Annotated in this window: 12 protein-coding genes; 2 read left to right on the top strand and 10 right to left on the bottom strand. The window is 67.6% G+C overall.

Features of this window, described 5'->3' with window-relative positions; all coding sequences use genetic code 11:
• Positions 1-184: 184 nt before the first annotated feature.
• The 9 genes from leuB to ilvC all read right to left on the bottom strand — a co-directional run bounded on the left by leuB (position 185) and on the right by ilvC (position 9835).
• Positions 185-1249 (bottom strand): 3-isopropylmalate dehydrogenase, encoded by a 1065-nt coding sequence (leuB, locus tag QE373_RS03450; protein WP_309683655.1) that lies wholly within the window; start codon positions 1247-1249, stop codon positions 185-187.
• Complete coding sequence (gene leuD / locus QE373_RS03455) at positions 1239-1817, bottom strand: 3-isopropylmalate dehydratase small subunit (RefSeq protein ID WP_057509304.1); 579 nt, start codon at positions 1815-1817, stop codon at positions 1239-1241. The genes leuB and leuD overlap by 11 nt, the downstream gene beginning before the upstream one ends.
• Positions 1817-3235, bottom strand: a complete 1419-nt coding sequence (gene leuC / locus QE373_RS03460) for a 3-isopropylmalate dehydratase large subunit (protein WP_309683657.1) — start codon at positions 3233-3235, stop codon at positions 1817-1819. The genes leuD and leuC overlap by 1 nt, the downstream gene beginning before the upstream one ends.
• 62 nt (positions 3236-3297) lie before the next feature.
• A complete protein-coding gene (locus QE373_RS03465; protein WP_309683659.1) occupies positions 3298-4071 on the bottom strand; it encodes a methyltransferase domain-containing protein in 774 nt (257 codons plus the stop codon).
• Between the two features lie 10 nt (positions 4072-4081).
• Positions 4082-5665 carry a 2-isopropylmalate synthase gene (locus tag QE373_RS03470; protein ID WP_309683661.1) on the bottom strand — a complete coding sequence of 528 codons (1584 nt, stop codon included), beginning with the start codon at positions 5663-5665 and terminating at the stop codon, positions 4082-4084.
• Complete coding sequence (locus tag QE373_RS03475) at positions 5662-6762, bottom strand: threonine dehydratase (RefSeq protein ID WP_057509300.1); 1101 nt, start codon at positions 6760-6762, stop codon at positions 5662-5664. The genes QE373_RS03470 and QE373_RS03475 overlap by 4 nt, the downstream gene beginning before the upstream one ends.
• Before the next feature lie 87 nt (positions 6763-6849).
• Positions 6850-7101: an ACT domain-containing protein gene (locus QE373_RS03480; protein ID WP_057509299.1), complete on the bottom strand. Its 252-nt coding sequence runs from the start codon at positions 7099-7101 to the stop codon at positions 6850-6852.
• Complete coding sequence (gene ilvG / locus QE373_RS03485; RefSeq protein ID WP_309683666.1) at positions 7085-8821, bottom strand: acetolactate synthase 2 catalytic subunit; 1737 nt, start codon at positions 8819-8821, stop codon at positions 7085-7087. The genes QE373_RS03480 and ilvG overlap by 17 nt, the downstream gene beginning before the upstream one ends.
• Positions 8822-8860: 39 nt before the next feature.
• Positions 8861-9835, bottom strand: coding sequence for a ketol-acid reductoisomerase (ilvC, locus tag QE373_RS03490; protein ID WP_057509297.1), 975 nt, complete (start codon positions 9833-9835; stop codon positions 8861-8863).
• A gap of 523 nt (positions 9836-10358) precedes the next feature.
• Here ilvC and ggt point away from each other — a divergent pair.
• Positions 10359-12068 (top strand): gamma-glutamyltransferase, encoded by a 1710-nt coding sequence (ggt, locus tag QE373_RS03495; RefSeq protein WP_309689533.1) that lies wholly within the window; start codon positions 10359-10361, stop codon positions 12066-12068.
• Positions 12069-12355: 287 nt separating this feature from the next.
• Positions 12356-13576, top strand: a complete 1221-nt coding sequence (locus tag QE373_RS03500; protein WP_309683669.1) for an ISL3 family transposase — start codon at positions 12356-12358, stop codon at positions 13574-13576.
• Between the two features lie 327 nt (positions 13577-13903).
• Here the strand turns inward: QE373_RS03500 and QE373_RS03505 are convergent, their stop codons facing one another.
• Entirely contained in the window at positions 13904-15481 is a 1578-nt protein-coding gene (locus QE373_RS03505; protein ID WP_309683671.1) for a BCCT family transporter, read from the bottom strand.
• Positions 15482-15583: the final 102 nt, after the last annotated feature.

The raw sequence follows: 15583 nt of genomic DNA on the forward strand, positions 1-15583 counted from the left end.
GCGCGTGTCCCATGGCCGCCATGGACCTGTCGAAGGTGGGGCGGGGCAGGGTCGCGGGGGCGGCGAGTGCCATGGATGGCGCGAAACGAGGCCCGCGGGGGCGGCTCTTGCCGTCCCCCGCGAGCCTGCCCCGTCCCGCCAACCGCACAGCCCTGCAGCTTCTGACGTTGACCTTGACGTTGCCTCAGCCCTGCAGTCGTTCGAGAACGGCTGCGGTGGCCTCCGCGGTAGACACCGTAGCACCCGCAGCAGCGAGGTCGGCCGTAAACACCCCGGCGTCCAGCGCCGCGTGCACGGCCGCTTCCACCGCCGCCGCCTCCGCTTCCAGGCCCAGCGAATGGCGCAGCAGCATCGCCGCGCTGAAGATCGTCGCGTAGGGATTGGCGATGCCCTTGCCGGCGATGTCCGGCGCCGACCCGTGGATCGGCTCGTAGATGCCGACCGCACCGGGTTCTCCCAGCGATGCCGACGGCAGCAGGCCCAGCGACCCGGCCAGCATCGACGCCTCGTCGGTCAGGATGTCGCCGAACATGTTCTCGGTCACGATCACGTCGTACTCGCGCGGCTTGGCCAGCAGGTGCATGGCCATAGAGTCCACCAGCTGGTGTTCCAGCGCCACGTCGGGGAACACGTCCCGGCCCAGCCGGGTGGCGACCTCGCGCCACAGCCGCGAGGTTTCCAGCACGTTGGCCTTGTCCACCGAGGTGACTTTGCCACGGCGTTGGCGGGCCAGCTCGAAGGCGCTGCGCAGTACCCGCTCGATCTCCGCCACGCTGTAGCTGCACAGGTCGCTGGCGGCGTCCGCCGTGCGGGTCTTCTCACCGAAGTAGATGCCACCGGTCAGTTCACGTACCACCACGAAGTCGACGCCGCGCAGCAGTTCGGCCTTGATCGGCGAAGCGCCCAGCGCCGCTTCGTGCGTGCGTACCGGACGCAGGTTGGCATACAGGCCGAGCGCACGGCGGATCGCCAGCAGGCCCTGCTCCGGGCGCACCTTCGCATTCGGATCGGACCACTTCGGGCCGCCCACCGCGCCCAGCAGGATCGCGTCCGCGGCACGGCAGGCGTCCAGCGTGCTCGCGGGCAGCGGCTCGCCATGGCGGTCGATGGCAATGCCGCCGATGTCGTGTTCGTTGAAGTTGAAGGTGTGGTTGAAGCGGGTGGCGACGGCTTCCAGTACGGCCACGGCGGCGGCGGCCACTTCCGGGCCGATGCCATCACCGGGCAGTACGACGATCTCAGCGTGCATGTTCAGTCTCGTAACGTTCAATGTCGGGGACGCGGCCCAGCAGGTAGCCCAGCTGGTCGACACCTTCCAGCAGGCAGGTCTGCGAGAAGCCGTCCAGCGGGAAAGTGTAGACGCGGCCATCGGGGGTGCGCAGCTCGCGCGCGGCGATGTCGATGGTCAGCACGTCGTCCGGGCGCTGCATCAGCGCCTGCACGTCGGCTTCGTCCAGCACCACCGGCAGCAGTCCGTTCTTCAGCGAATTGCCACGGAAGATGTCGGCGATCTCGCTGCTGACGATCGCGCGCAGACCCAGGTCGGTCAGCGCCCACGGTGCATGTTCGCGCGAGGAACCGCAGCCGAAGTTGCGCCCCGCCAGCAGGATGCTGCGGCCGGCGTTCTGCGGCTGGTTGAAGGCGAAATCGGCGTTGGGCGTGCCATCGCTGGTCCAGCGCCAGTCGTTGAACGCGTTGCGGCCCAGTCCGGCACGTTCGGTGGTGGACAGGAAGCGCGCCGGGATGATCTGGTCGGTGTCGATGTTGGTCTGGCGCAGCACCACGCTGGCCGACGCCAGGGTACGGAAGCCGCTCATCAGGCCACCTCCTGGTTGAACAGGTCGCGGGTGTCGGAAACGCGGCCGTTGACGGCGGCCCACGCAGCGGTCATCGGCGAGGCCAGCAGGGTGCGGGAGCCGGGGCCCTGGCGGCCTTCGAAGTTGCGGTTGCTGGTGCTCACCGCCAGCTGGCCCGGAGCCACCAGGTCGCCGTTCATGGCAATGCACATCGAGCAGCCCGGCTCGCGCCACTCGGCACCGGCAGCGCGCACGATCGCATCGATGCCTTCGGCCTCGGCCTGGCGCTTGACGATTTCCGAGCCGGGGACCACCAGCATGCGCACGCGATCGGCCACCTGCCGGCCGCGCAGCACCTGGGCGACTTCACGCATGTCGCTCAGCCGCCCGTTGGTGCACGACCCCACGAACACCACGTCCACCGGCGTCCCCTGCAGGGTGTCGCCGGCATGCAGCTGCATGTAGTCCAGGCCCTTCTGTGCAGCGGCATCGTTGGCCGCAGGGATCGGCGCGTCGACGGCGATCGCGGTACCCGGATGGGTGCCCCAGGTCAGCGTCGGACGGATGTCGGCCGCGTCGATCGAAAACTCCGCATCGAAGCGCGCGCCGTCATCGCTGCGCAACTGCGTCCAGTGTTCGACGGCGGCGTCGAAGTCGGCCCCCTTCGGGCCGCGCGGGGTGGCGGCCACCCAGTCGAAGGTGACCTGGTCCGGGGCCACCATGCCCGCGCGTGCGCCCGCTTCGATGGACATGTTGCACAGGGTCATGCGCTGTTCCATGTCCATTGCCGCGATGGTGCTGCCACGGAACTCCAGCACGTGGCCGGTGCCGCCGTTGACCCCGATCACGCCGATGATGTGCAGCACCACGTCCTTGGCGCCGACGCCGGCCGGCAGGACGCCGTCCACGGTGATCGCCATGGTCTTCGCCTTGCGCTGCAGCAGGCACTGCGTGGCCAGCACATGGCCGACCTCGCTGGTGCCGATGCCGAAGGCCAGCGAACCGAATGCACCGTGGGTGGAGGTGTGGCTGTCGCCGCAGACGATGGTCATGCCGGGCAGGGTGAAGCCCTGTTCCGGTGCGATGACATGCACGATGCCGCGCTCGGCCGAGGCCATGTCGAACAGTTCCACGCCGTACTCGGCGCAGTTGCTGGCCAGCATCGCCACCTGTGCTTCGGAGGCGGCACTGGCGTAGGGCAGGGAACCATCGGCGCGCGCGGGCAGCGTCGGCGTGGAGTGGTCCATGGTGCCCTTGGTGCGGTCCGGCCGGCGCGGCGACAGGCCGCGTTCGCGCAGCTCGGTGAACGCCTGTGGCGAAGTCACTTCGTGGATCAGGTGCAGGTCGATGTACAGCACGGCGGGCGCGCTGTCGGATTCGGGAACGACCACGTGGGCGTCCCACAGTTTGTCGTACAGGGTGCTGGGTGCGGGGGTCATGCGATGGCCTGGCAGGAAGGTGCGATGAAGAACATCGGGTGTAATCAGGAGGAGGTCAACACTCAGCGGCGACGTGCAAGCACGCGCAGCCGCACATAGTCGGCCAGTGGCAGGCCCGACGCGTCACGCGGCAGGTCGGCGAGCAGGGCCTCGCTGGCCACGCGCACGCGGCTGGCAGCGGTGCTGTCCAGGTCGGCCAGCAACGGTGCGGCGAACACCCGCAGCCAGCCGGCGATACCGGCAGGCAGTGGGGTGGGGCGCTCCACGCGTTCGGCGAACTGTACGTGGAAGCCATGCTGGCGCAGGCGGTCGCTGTACGCCTCCACGCTGGGGAAGTACCAGCTGAACGGACTTTCGCCGTGGCCGTGCGCCACGCGGGCGGCCTGCACGGCGCCGACGATGGCGGCGATGTTGCCATCGCCACCGAACTCGGCGACCAGGCGCCCGCCGGGTTTCAAGGCACGCCGCACGCCGGCCAGCACGCGGTCCGGCTCGCGCATCCAGTGCAGCGCGGCGTTGCTGAACACCGCATCGAATGCGCCATCGAAGGCCAGTGCATGGCCATCCATGACCTGCGCATCGACCCCGCGTGCGCGTGCGGCGATCACCAGTTCGGGCGATGCGTCGACGCCGATCACCTGGGCACCGGTCAGTGCCAGTTCGGTGCTGAGCACGCCGTCACCACAGCCCAGGTCGAGGATCCGTTCACCCGGTCGTGCATCGAGCAGGCGCGCGATCGCGCTGCCCAGCACCGGCACGAAGCCGGCGTCGATGGCGTAATCCTGGGCGTCCCAGGTCTGGCCGGCATCAACGGTCGCGGAGGTGAAGGCGCTCATGCTGGACTCCTCAGGCGTGGGCCGCAGCGGCGGCGGTGTCAGGGGCGGCCGTGGCTTCGCGCTGGCGCAGCAGGCGGTTGGCGACGTCCAGCCAGGCCAGTGCCGAGGCTTCGATGATGTCGCGGCTGGTGCCGGTGCCTTCGAACACCTCATCGCCACTGCGGACGCTCAGGTTGGCTTCGCCGCGTGCGTCGGCGCCGATGCCCACGCTGTGCACCTGGTAGCTGTCCAGCTGCAGGCTGACCCCGGTGGCCGAAGAGAGTGCCCCGAACAGCGCATCCACCGGGCCATCGCCCTGTGCGGTTTCGGCCACCCGGTTGCCATCCGGATCGGACAGCTCGACCAGCGCATTGGCACGGCTGCCGACATCGCTGATGGTCATCGAGGCCAAGCGGTAGCCCTGGGTGCTGGCACCGCCCTGCATCAGGGTCTGCAGGTCCGAATCGGTGACCACGCGCTGCTGTTCGCACAGCGACTTGAACTGCTCGAATACCAGCTTCAGTTCTTCTTCTTCCAGCCAGAAGCCCAGTGCGCGCAGGCGCGCTTCGACCGCGGCGCGGCCACTGTGGCGGCCCAGCACCATCTGCGAATCTTCCCAGCCCACGTCCTCCGGACGCATGATTTCGTAGGTGCCGCGGTGGCGCAGCATGCCGTGCTGGTGGATGCCGGATTCGTGGGCGAACGCGTTCGCGCCGACGATCGCCTTGTTGCGCTGGACCGGCATGCCGACCAGGCGCTGCAGCAGCTGCGAAGTGGAGACGATGCGCTGGGTATTGATCGCGGTGTCCTGGTCGTAGAAGGCCTGCCGCACCTTCAGTGCCATCGCGATTTCTTCCACCGCGCAGTTGCCGGCGCGCTCGCCGATGCCATTGACCGTGCACTCCACCTGGCGGGCACCGCCTTCGATGGCGGCCAGCGAGTTGGCCACGGCCAGGCCCAGGTCGTTGTGGCAGTGCGCGCTGAAGATCACCCGCTCGGCGCCGCTGACGTTGGCCACGCCGGCGATCACCTGCTGGAACATCGCGCGGATTTCCTCCGGCGTGGTGAAGCCGACCGTGTCCGGCAGGTTGATGGTGGTGGCGCCGGCCGCGATCGCCACGCGCGACACTTCGATCAGGTAGTCCAGTTCGGTGCGGGTGGCATCCTCGGCGGAGAACTCGACGTCATCGATGTACGAACGCGCCAGCGCGACATGCTTGCGCACCGATTCCAGCACCTGTTCGCGGGTCATGCGCAGCTTGTGCTCGCGGTGCAGCGGGCTGGTGGACAGGAACACGTGCAGGCGCGGGTGTGCGGCCGAGTCCAGCGAGCGCACCGAGGTTTCGATGTCGGCGGCCAGGCAGCGCGACAGCACCGCCAGCACCGGGCGCTGCACTTCGCGGCCGATCATCGTCATCGCTTCGCGGTCGGATTGGGAGCTGGCCGGGAATCCGGTTTCGATCACGTCCACGCCCAGCTCGTCCAGCGCACGCGCCATGACCAGCTTCTGCTGCGGGCTCATGCTGCAGCCGGGCGACTGTTCGCCATCGCGCAGGGTGGTGTCGAAGATGCGGATGCGCGGCGGGGTAATTCGTTCGATGGTCGGCGTGGTCATGGGGAAGTCTCCTCGACAGCGGGCAGTGCGGCGTGCAGGTGGGAAGGGGAAGAAGCAGGTTTCAAGGCAGGGAGTGCGACCGCCACGGCGGGCGTTCGCAGGGTTTCGGGGCGGCGTCGGCGCGGCTTGCGCGGCGCGCGCGGGCGGACGTCGGTGAGCAGGCCGGCCAGTACCGAGGCGTCGATGTTGCCGCCGGAGACGACCGCGAACTTGCGGCGTCCGGCAACCCGGCGACCGGCGGCCAGCGCCAGTGCGCCGGCGCCTTCGGCGATCAGGTTCTCTTCCAGCGCCAGCCGGACCAACGTCTCGCGCAGCTCGGCTTCGCGAACGATCACCACGTCGTCCAGCAGCGAGGCGCACAGGCGGCGGGTCAGGAAACCGGGGATCTTGACCCGCACGCCGTCGGCCAGCGAGGGCACCGGGGCAATCGGACGGATGTCGCCGCTGATCGCGCGGGCCATCGAATCGACGCCCTCGACCTGCGCGCCGACGATCCGTACGCCCTGCGATTTCAGCGCCAGGGCCACACCGGATGCCAGCCCGCCGCCACCGATGGGCACGATCACCACGTCCGGCGAATGCGGCGCCAGCTCGATGCCGACCGTGCCCTGGCCGGCGATGACATCGGCATCATCGAAGGCGGACAGGAAGCGGTAGTCATGGCGCTGGGCCAGCTCCACCGCGAAGGCCCAGGCATCGTCGTAGCTTTCGCCATGCTGGCGGACGGTGGCGCCCCAGTGGGCGACCCCGGCGATCTTGTTGGCCGGTGCGCCGTGCGGCATCACCGTGATCGCCTGCACGCCCAGCCGATGCGCGGCCCACGCTACGCCCTGGGCGTGGTTGCCGGCAGAGGCGCAGATGATCGGGCGCAGGTCGCCGCGCTCGCGGCCGGCCAGCAGCGCGTTCAGCGCGCCGCGCACCTTGTAGGAGCCGGTGCGCTGCAGGTTTTCCAGCTTCAGCCAGGTGCCGAAGCGTTCGGCGTGGTGCAACGGCGTGGGCGGCAGGAAGCGGCGCAGGCGGGCCTGCGCGGCCAGCACGTCGGCGACGGTTACATCGCCTACGTCGGGTTCGGTGCCGGCGCGGTCAGCGGCAGGCATGGCGGACCACGCGTGGTGCGCACGGCGACGACGACGGGCGGCGAAGAAGACGCCTCCGTGCCGGCACCGCTTGCACGGTACGGGCGTTCATGCGGCGACTCCCTGCAGTTCGGTCACCTGGACCGATACGCAGTCGTAGATTTTTTCGATCTGCCGGCACAGGGTTTCCGGCGGACGGCTACCGTCCACCACCAGCTGCAGGTGCCAGCGGCCGTGGTCGTCGGCATCGGGGGCGCCGTTGATCGCGCGCGGTGCGAAGCCGCGCCGTTCGGCCATGCCGATCACGCGCAGCAGCGCGCCTTCGGCGGGGTGCAGCACCAGGTCAAGCCGGTATTGCATTGGGAGTCTCCTGGCTGACATGGGCGGGATTGGATTCCAGCATCGTGCTGTTGGCGGTGTTGGGCGGAACCAGCGGCCAGACGTTGGCACGCGCATCGATGGCCACGTGCAGCAGCGCCGGACCGGGTTCGGCCAACAGTGCGGCCAGTCCACCTTCGACGTCATCGCGTGCATCGATGCGGGTCGCGGCGATGCCGAACACCTTGGCCAGGGCAACGAAGTCCGGGTTGTCGGACAGGTCGATCTCGCTGTAGCGCTCGGCGAAGAACAGTTCCTGCCACTGCCGGACCATGCCCAGCGAACTGTTGTCCAGCAGCACGATCTTCACCGGCAGGCGGCAGCGCGCGATGGTGGTCAGCTCCTGTACGTTCATCATGAAGCTGCCATCGCCGGACACCAGCACCACGGTGCGGTCCGGGCAGGCGAACTGGGCGCCCATGGCGGCCGGCAGGCCGAAGCCCATCGTGCCCAGCGCGCCGCTGGTCAGGTGGTTGCGCGGATGATTGAAACGGCAGTGCTGGGCCACCCACATCTGGTGCTGGCCGACATCACAGGCGATCACTGCATCGGCCGGCGCCAGTTCGCTCAGGCGCTTCAGCAGGGCCGGGGCGTAGATGTGCTTCCCCGGTGCGTCGTAGCGGGCGATGAACTTCTCGCGGTGCTGCGCGCAGCGGTTGCGCCAGGCCGACTGCGTGGCCGGCGGTGCCGGGAAAGCGGCATGCAGGGCGCGGATGGCCTGGGCGACATTGCCGGGGACGGCGACATCGGCGGTGCGCAGCTTGGAAATCTCATACGCGTCGGCATCGATGTGGACCACGCGCGCGAAGGGCGCGAACTCGGTCAGCTTGCCGGTGGCACGGTCATCGAAGCGCGCGCCCAGCACCAGCAGCAGGTCGGCCTCCTGCACGGCCATGTTGGCTGCGCGGGTGCCATGCATCCCCAGCATGCCCAGCGACTGCGGGTGGCCGGCGGGTAGTGCGCCCAGGCCGCGCAGGGTCAGCACGGCTGGAATACCACTGGCCGCGGCGAAGTCGCGCAGCGCATCGACGGCGTCACCCAGCGCGATACCACCGCCGGCGTAGATCACCGGCTTTTCCGCGCCTGCAATGGCGGCGATGGCATCGGCGATGGCTTGCTCGGCCGGCGCGGGTGGTGCTTCCACGGTGGCCGGCACATGCACCGGCAGATGGCTTGCATCGGCTACCTGGACATCCTTGGGCAGATCGATCAGCACCGGGCCGGGACGGCCTTCGCGTGCGATGCGGAACGCCTCGGCGACCACGCGCGGCAGGTCATCCACGCTGCGCACCAGCCAGCTGTGCTTGACGATCGGCAGGGTCAGCCCGAACACGTCCAGTTCCTGGAACGCGTCGGTGCCCAGCAGCGGCGTGGCGACCTGGCCGGTGATGCACACCATCGGCACCGAATCCAGCATTGCATCGGCGATGCCGGTGACCAGGTTGGAAGCGCCCGGACCGGAAGTGGCGATGCACACGCCGACCCGGCCACTGGCACGCGCGAAGCCGTTGGCAGCCAGTGCGGCGCCCTGCTCGTGGCGCACCAGCACGTGCTTCAGCCGCGAATCCACCAGGGCATCGTAGAACGGCATGATGGTGCCGCCGGGGTAGCCGAACAGCGTCTGCACGCCTTCGGCCTCCAGCGCCTGGGTCAGCCAGCGCGCGCCGTTGGGCGGCGCGCTGCGTTGTGCGGGGATGTTCATGGGAAACCTTGCAGAGCGGGTGGGGGAGGGCCGCGTGGGTTACGCGGCCTGGCCTTGCAGCCAGACCATCTTGGCGCGCAGTTCCTTGCCTACCTTCTCGATCGGGTGGTCGAGGTCGGCCTGCTTGAACTTGTTGTAGTTCGGCAGCCCCGCTTCGTACTCGGCAACCCAGTTCTTGGTGAAGGTGCCGTCCTGGATATCCTTCAGGACCTCCTTCATGCGCTCCTTGGTGCCGGCGTCGATCACCCGCGGGCCGCTGACGTAGTCGCCGTACTGCGCGGTTTCGGAGATGAACTCCAGCATCCGCGAGATGCCGCCTTCGTAGAACAGGTCGACGATCAGCTTCAGTTCGTGCAGCACTTCGTAGTACGCGATTTCCGGCTGGTAACCCGCTTCCACCAGCGTTTCGAAGCCGGCCTGCACCAGCGCCGAGGCACCGCCGCACAGCACTGCCTGCTCGCCGAACAGATCGGTCTCGGTCTCTTCCTTGAAGGTGGTCTGGATCAGGTTGGCGCGCGCACCGCCCAGGCCGGTGGCATAGGCCAGCGCGTGCTTGGCGGCGTTGCCGCTCTTGTCCTGGTGCACGGCCCAGATGCACGGCACGCCACGGCCGATCTCGTACTCGCGGCGGACCAGCGCGCCGGGGCCCTTGGGCGCGACCAACACCACGTCCAGGTCTTCGCGCGGGGTGATCATGTCGAAGTGCACGTTCAGGCCATGCGCGAACAGCAGCACCGCGCCCTGTTTCATGTTCGGCGCCAGCACCTCGTCATACAGCTTCTTCTGCACCATGTCCGGGGTCAGCACGGCGACCAGGTCGGCATCCTTGACCGCCTCGGCCGGGGCCTTGACGGTGAAGCCGTCGGCCTGGGCCTTTACTTCGGTCGGGCCGCCGGGCCGCAGGCCCACCACCACGTCGAAGCCGGATTCACGCAGGTTCAGCGCGTGCGCGCGGCCCTGGCTGCCGTAGCCGACGACAGCGATCTTGGTCTGGGGCAGGTCGTTGGTGCTCATCGTGGTGGTTCCTTGCAGAGGTATTGGGTGAGGAGGGAGGGTGTTGCCCTGTTCTGAAACGAAAAAACCCGCGCCGGGACCGGTGCGGGTTCTGATCGAGTACCTGTGTGTCTGTTGCTTACACGCTGGCTCGTCCCGCTCCGGTGGGCTGGCTAATAAGTACGAGTACGAGGAGCGAACGCAGCGAGGCGGTGCCGGTGGCGGCGGGCTCGAAGTTCGTCGGCGGTGGCGTGTGGCGCTGCAACATGGGTCCGAGGAAAACATGCGCGCCAAGGTGTGTCAACCCTTGTCGACGGATGCGGATTGGTTGCCGCTGAATCCACGCGAAAGCCTTGTGCCACCTGCATTGTTGCGCATGAAACCAGCGTCGCGCTGCGGGGCGGAGCGAGCCGTTCACGCCATTCGCGCAGTCGTTGGGCTGCCCGCGGCGCACGTCCATGACCTATGCCGGATACCCGGCAACGCGCAGACAGGCGACTATCACGGCATCCCTTTCCAGGAACTCCCCGACGTGACCCGACGACTGACCCGCTGCCTGCTGGCCGCTGCCCTGCTGGCTTCGCTGCCCGCGCTTGCCCTCGCCGCTGATCGCGTGACCGGCCACGGCTTCGCCACTCGTTCGGAAGTGATCGCACCGCATGCGATGGCGGCCACGTCGCAGCCGCTGGCCACCCAGATCGCGCTGGAGGTGATGAAGGGCGGCGGCAGTGCGGTCGATGCGGCCATCGCCGCCAACGCGGCACTGGGCCTGATGGAACCCACCGGCAACGGCATCGGCGGCGACCTGTTCGCCATCGTCTGGGATCCGAAGACCCAGCAACTGCATGGTTACAACGGCTCAGGCCGTTCGCCGCGATCGCTCACCCTGGCCGAGTTCCAGCGTCGTGGGCTGAAGGAAATCCCCGCCACCGGCCCGCTGCCGGTGTCGGTGCCCGGCGCCGTCGATGGCTGGTTCGCGCTGCACGAGCGCTTCGGCCGCAAGCCGATGGCCGACAACCTGGCGCCGGCCATCCGTTACGCGCGCGAAGGCCATCCGGTGGCCGAGGTCATCGCGTACTACTGGGACCGATCGGTCCCGCGCCTGTCGCAGTACCCCGGTTTCAAGGAACAGTTCACGATCAACGGCCATGCCCCGCGCAAGGGCGAGCTGTGGAAGAACCCGAACCTGGCCAACACGCTGCAGCAGATCGCCGATGGCGGCCGCGATGCGTTCTACAAGGGCGACATCGCGCGCACCATCGGCAGCTACTTCAAGGCCAACGGCGGCTACCTGAGCTTCGATGACATGGCTGCCCACCATGGCGAATGGGTTGACCCGGTGAGCAGCAACTACCGCGGTTACGATGTGTGGGAGCTGCCACCCAACAGCCAGGGCATTGCCGCGCTGCAGATCCTCAATGTGCTGGAAGGCTACGATTTCTCGAAGATCCCGTTCGGCTCGCCCGAGCACGTGCATTTGTTCGTGGAAGCCAAGAAGCTGGCCTTCGCCGACCGCGCGCGCTTCTACGCCGACATGGCCTTCCAGCCGGCCGCACCGGTGGCCAAGCTGATTTCCAAGGAGTACGCAGCCGAGCGTCGTTCGCTGATTTCGATGGACAAGGCCTTGAAGGAAGTGCAGCCGGGCACGCCGAAGCAGCTGGAAGAGGGCGACACGATCTACATGACCGTCGCCGATGCCGACGGCATGATGGTGTCGCTGATCCAGTCCAATTACCGTGGCATGGGCAGCGGCATGGCCCCGCCGGGGCTGGGCTTCATCCTGCAGGATCGCGGCGAGATGTTCGTGCTGCAGAAGGACCACCCGAATGGTTACGCGCCGGGCAAGCGCCCGTTCCAGACCATCATTCCCGGCTTCATCACCAAGGATGGCAAGCCCTACGCGAGCTTCGGCGTGATGGGCGGGGCGATGCAGCCGCAGGGGCATGCGCAGATCGTGATGAACCTGGTGGACTTCGGCATGAACCTGCAGGAGGCTGGCGATGCGCCGCGCATCCAGCACGAAGGATCCACCGAGCCCACCGGCCAGGCCACGGCAATGAGCGATGGCGGCGAGGTCAACCTGGAAACCGGGTTTGCCTATGACACGATCCGCGCGCTGATGCGCAAGGGCCACCGCGTGGTGTTCGCCGACGGTCCGTATGGCGGCTACCAGGCGATCCTGCGCGATCCGGAGACCGGGGTGTACTACGGCGCATCCGAGAGCCGCAAGGATGGGCAGGCGGCGGGGTATTGAGGGGTAGGTCGAACGGGTGAGACCCCCTCGCGGGTGGCTGAAAGCCGTTGCTGGGTCTGGGCCGGGCGGTGGGGCTGCGCGGGGGACGGCAAGAGCCGCTCCTGCGGGCCTCGTTTCGCGCCATCCATGGCGCTCAACGCCCCCGTCCAGCCCCACCGCCCGATCCCCTGACAGGTTCCGGGCGCTGCCATCCGCGTAAAAAAAGGTTCTTCTCCCATCTGAGGGGAGAAGGCGCACGGCCGACCAGCTAGATTTGTAGTTGTCGAGACAACAAACCGAGGCCGGCCGTGGCCAAGCTGGATTGTATGCCGTTGCTGGGAGGCTGGGCGGGGTATCGCCTGGATGGGTGGCGCCGCGAGGCACGTGGCGCAGCCACGTGGCTGGTGCTTTCGCTGGTGCCCGATTCACGCCGCCGCCGACGCTGCAGCGGATGCGACAAGTGGGTCGTGGCCATCCACGACCAGACGCTCCGGCGGGTTCGTGACCTGCCTGTGTTCGATGCGCCGGTCGAGTTGGAGATCCAGCGACAGCGACTGGCCTGTCCTCGCTGCGGGCCAAAGCTGGAGCATCTGGATTGGTTGGAGCGGCATGCCCGGGTAACGCAACGGCTTGCGCAGAGCGTGGCACGCATGTGTGCCACGACCTCGATCCATGCCACCGCAAAGTGGCATGGCTTGGACTGGAAGACGGTCAAGGCACTTGATTTCAGGCATCTGGTGCAGACGCTGGGGCCGGTGGACCTATCGGACGTAAGAGTGATCGCGATGGACGAGTTTGCGATCCAGAAGGGCCATCGCTACGCCACCGTGGTGGTCGAGCCATCACGCAAGCGCGTGCTTTGGGTCGGTCGAGGACGCAGTCGCGCTGACGTGCGCCCCTTCTTCGAGTTACTCGGAAGGGACGGCTGCGAACGCATCCAAGCGGTCGCCATGGACATGAATTCGGCATTCGACCTGGAAGTGAAAGCCCAATGCCCCAACGCCGAGGTGGTCTACGACCTCTTCCATGTCGTGGCCAAGTACGGGCGCGAAGTCATTGATCGGGTGCGGGTTGACGAGGCCAATCGCCTACGCACCGACAAGCCCGCGCGACGGGTGGTGAAGACCTCGCGCTGGCTCCTGCTGCGCAATAGGCAAAACGTCCCAGCCGAGCAGCGCGTCCAACTCGAGGAGCTGCTGGCCGCCAACAAAGCCCTGCTGACCACGTATCTGCTCAAAGACGACCTGAAGCAGCTGTGGCGCTACCGAAGCCAGAGCTGGGCGGAGAAGGCCTGGCGGTCATGGAAGCATCGCGCCCTGCGAAGCGGGCTGGAGCCGCTGCGCATCTTTGTCCGCCGTCTGCAACCATATCTCCCGGGCATCCTGGCCCACTGCCGATGGCCGCTCGGGACGAACCTGGTGGAAGGCATCAATAACAAGATCAAGGTCATCAAGCGCGTCGCCTACGGATACCGAGACGACGCGTATTTCTTCCTGAAGATCCGGGCGGCCTTCCCCGGAGTTGGGTGAAGAACCTAAAAAAAGTGGTAGCGCCGACCCATGGTCGGCGAGCGCAGCGGGCCGTTGGCGGGAACATTCCGCCGACCATGGGTCGGCGCTACCGAACGTTCCAGGGCCACCATGGACCTGTCGAAGGTGGGGCGGGGTGGGTTGGCGGGGGCGTTGAGCGCCATGGATGGCGCGAAACGAAGCCCGCAGGATGCGGCTTCTGCCGTCCCCCGCCAACCCACCCCGCCCCACCCACCCAACATCCCCCACGCTGTTGCTCGTGACGCCGCCGTTGCTTCAAAGCGGGCCGCCGGGCTGCAAGCCCGGCAACCCACCCAACACGCCACGTCAGTCGCGCTCGGCCGCGCGCCCGGCTTCCTGCCGCGTCTCTTCCTGTGCCGCCATCTCGCGTTCGATCCACGACTCGATCATCTGCCGCGCGCGCTGCGCCTTGCGCCGTTCGCGCGTCCATTCCTGATCCAGCACCCGGTACAGCGACACCATCACCAGGATCATCAACAGCGCAAACGGCAGCGCGGCGATGGTGATCATTCCCTGCAGCGCCGCCAACCCGCCGGCCAGCAGCAGGGCCGCGGCAATCAATGCAATCGCCACGCCCCACGCGACCTTGCGCTTCAGCGGCGGATCACCGGCCTCATCGGTGGACATGCTGGCCAGCACCAGGACCGCCGAATCGGCCGAGGTCACGAAGAAGATCATCAACAACACCAGCGCCACGCTGGCCAGGACCAGCGGCAGCGGCAGGCTGTCGAACATGGTGAACAGCACCGTTTCGTAGCCATTGCCCAGCGCGGCCACCAGGTCGACATGGCCGAAGATCTGCGACCACAGCGCGGTACCGCCGAACACCGAGAACCAGATGAAGCCCAGCACGGTCGGCGCGATGACCACCCCGACCACGAACTCGCGCACGCTTCGGCCACGCGAAATGCGAGCGATGAACGCGCCCACGAACGGCGCCCAGGCGATCCACCATGCCCAGTAGAAGATCGTCCAGTCGACCACCCACGTGCTGCCGGAGAACGGCGACATGCGCAGGCTCATCGTCACCAGCTGGTTGAGGTAGGACCCCAGCGTGGTAGTGAACGTATCGAAGATGAAACCAGTGGGGCCCAGCACCAGCACCATGGACAGCAACAACGCCGCCAGGCCGAGGTTGAAGTTGGACAGCCATTTGATGCCGCGGTCCACGCCGCTCATGGTCGATGCCATGTACAGCACGAAGGCAACGGCGATGATCACCATCTGGGTCGGCACGTTGGACGGGATGCCGAACACCCGTTCCAGTCCGGCGGCGATCTGGATGGTGCCGAAGCCCAGCGTGGTGGCCACGCCGATCGCGGTGGCCACCACCGCGGCGATGTTGACCACCTGGCCGATCCAGCCGCGATGGTGGTGGCCGATGATCGGCTGCAGCATGTCGCTGACCAGCCCGCGGCCATTGCGGTTGAACTGGAACCAGGCCATCGCCAGGCCGATCAATGCGTAGATGGCCCACGGGTGCAGGCCCCAGTGGAAGAAGGCGTAGCGCATCGATGCACGCGCCGCTTCCATGCCCATCGGCTCCAGGCCTTCCGGCGGCTTGACGAAGTGCGAGACGGGCTCGGCGGCGCCCCAGAACACCAGGCCGATGCCCATGCCGGCGGCAAACAGCATCGACATCCAGCTGGCGCGTGAGAAGTCCGGCTCGGCATCTTCGCCGCCGATGCGCAGGTTGGCGAAGCGGCCAAACGCCAGGTACAGCAGGAAGGACAGGGCGAGGAACACGACCAGCAGGTACAGCCAGCCGGCGCCGCGTACCACTTCGGCCAGCACCGTCTGCACGACGGAATTGAAGGCGTCGGGCGTGAGCCCGGCGAGCAGCACCAGGACAGCGACCAGTGCGATGGAAATTCGAAACACCATGAAGGGGCTTCTCCGATCAGTGAATGAGGGAGCGAGCAGAAGCTTGCAGTGCATCGCCGGCGCAATGCCAGCAACGGGGAGGGCGGGGGCAGGCCATCTGCC

Source organism: Stenotrophomonas sp. SORGH_AS_0321 (genome assembly GCF_031453215.1).
Taxonomy (GTDB): Bacteria; Pseudomonadota; Gammaproteobacteria; order Xanthomonadales; family Xanthomonadaceae; genus Stenotrophomonas; species Stenotrophomonas chelatiphaga.

What these genes read in the sequence shown, in the direction of transcription:
- leuB (WP_309683655.1), bottom strand. Translation starts at nt 1,249, where the DNA reads ATGCACGCTGAGATCGTCGTACTGCCCGGTGATGGCATCGGCCCGGAA.
- leuD (WP_057509304.1), bottom strand. Translation starts at nt 1,817, where the DNA reads ATGAGCGGCTTCCGTACCCTGGCGTCGGCCAGCGTGGTGCTGCGCCAG.
- leuC (WP_309683657.1), bottom strand. Translation starts at nt 3,235, where the DNA reads ATGACCCCCGCACCCAGCACCCTGTACGACAAACTGTGGGACGCCCAC.
- QE373_RS03465 (WP_309683659.1), bottom strand. Translation starts at nt 4,071, where the DNA reads ATGAGCGCCTTCACCTCCGCGACCGTTGATGCCGGCCAGACCTGGGAC.
- QE373_RS03470 (WP_309683661.1), bottom strand. Translation starts at nt 5,665, where the DNA reads ATGACCACGCCGACCATCGAACGAATTACCCCGCCGCGCATCCGCATC.
- QE373_RS03475 (WP_057509300.1), bottom strand. Translation starts at nt 6,762, where the DNA reads ATGCCTGCCGCTGACCGCGCCGGCACCGAACCCGACGTAGGCGATGTA.
- QE373_RS03480 (WP_057509299.1), bottom strand. Translation starts at nt 7,101, where the DNA reads ATGCAATACCGGCTTGACCTGGTGCTGCACCCCGCCGAAGGCGCGCTG.
- ilvG (WP_309683666.1), bottom strand. Translation starts at nt 8,821, where the DNA reads ATGAACATCCCCGCACAACGCAGCGCGCCGCCCAACGGCGCGCGCTGG.
- ilvC (WP_057509297.1), bottom strand. Translation starts at nt 9,835, where the DNA reads ATGAGCACCAACGACCTGCCCCAGACCAAGATCGCTGTCGTCGGCTAC.
- QE373_RS03505 (WP_309683671.1), bottom strand. Translation starts at nt 15,481, where the DNA reads ATGGTGTTTCGAATTTCCATCGCACTGGTCGCTGTCCTGGTGCTGCTC.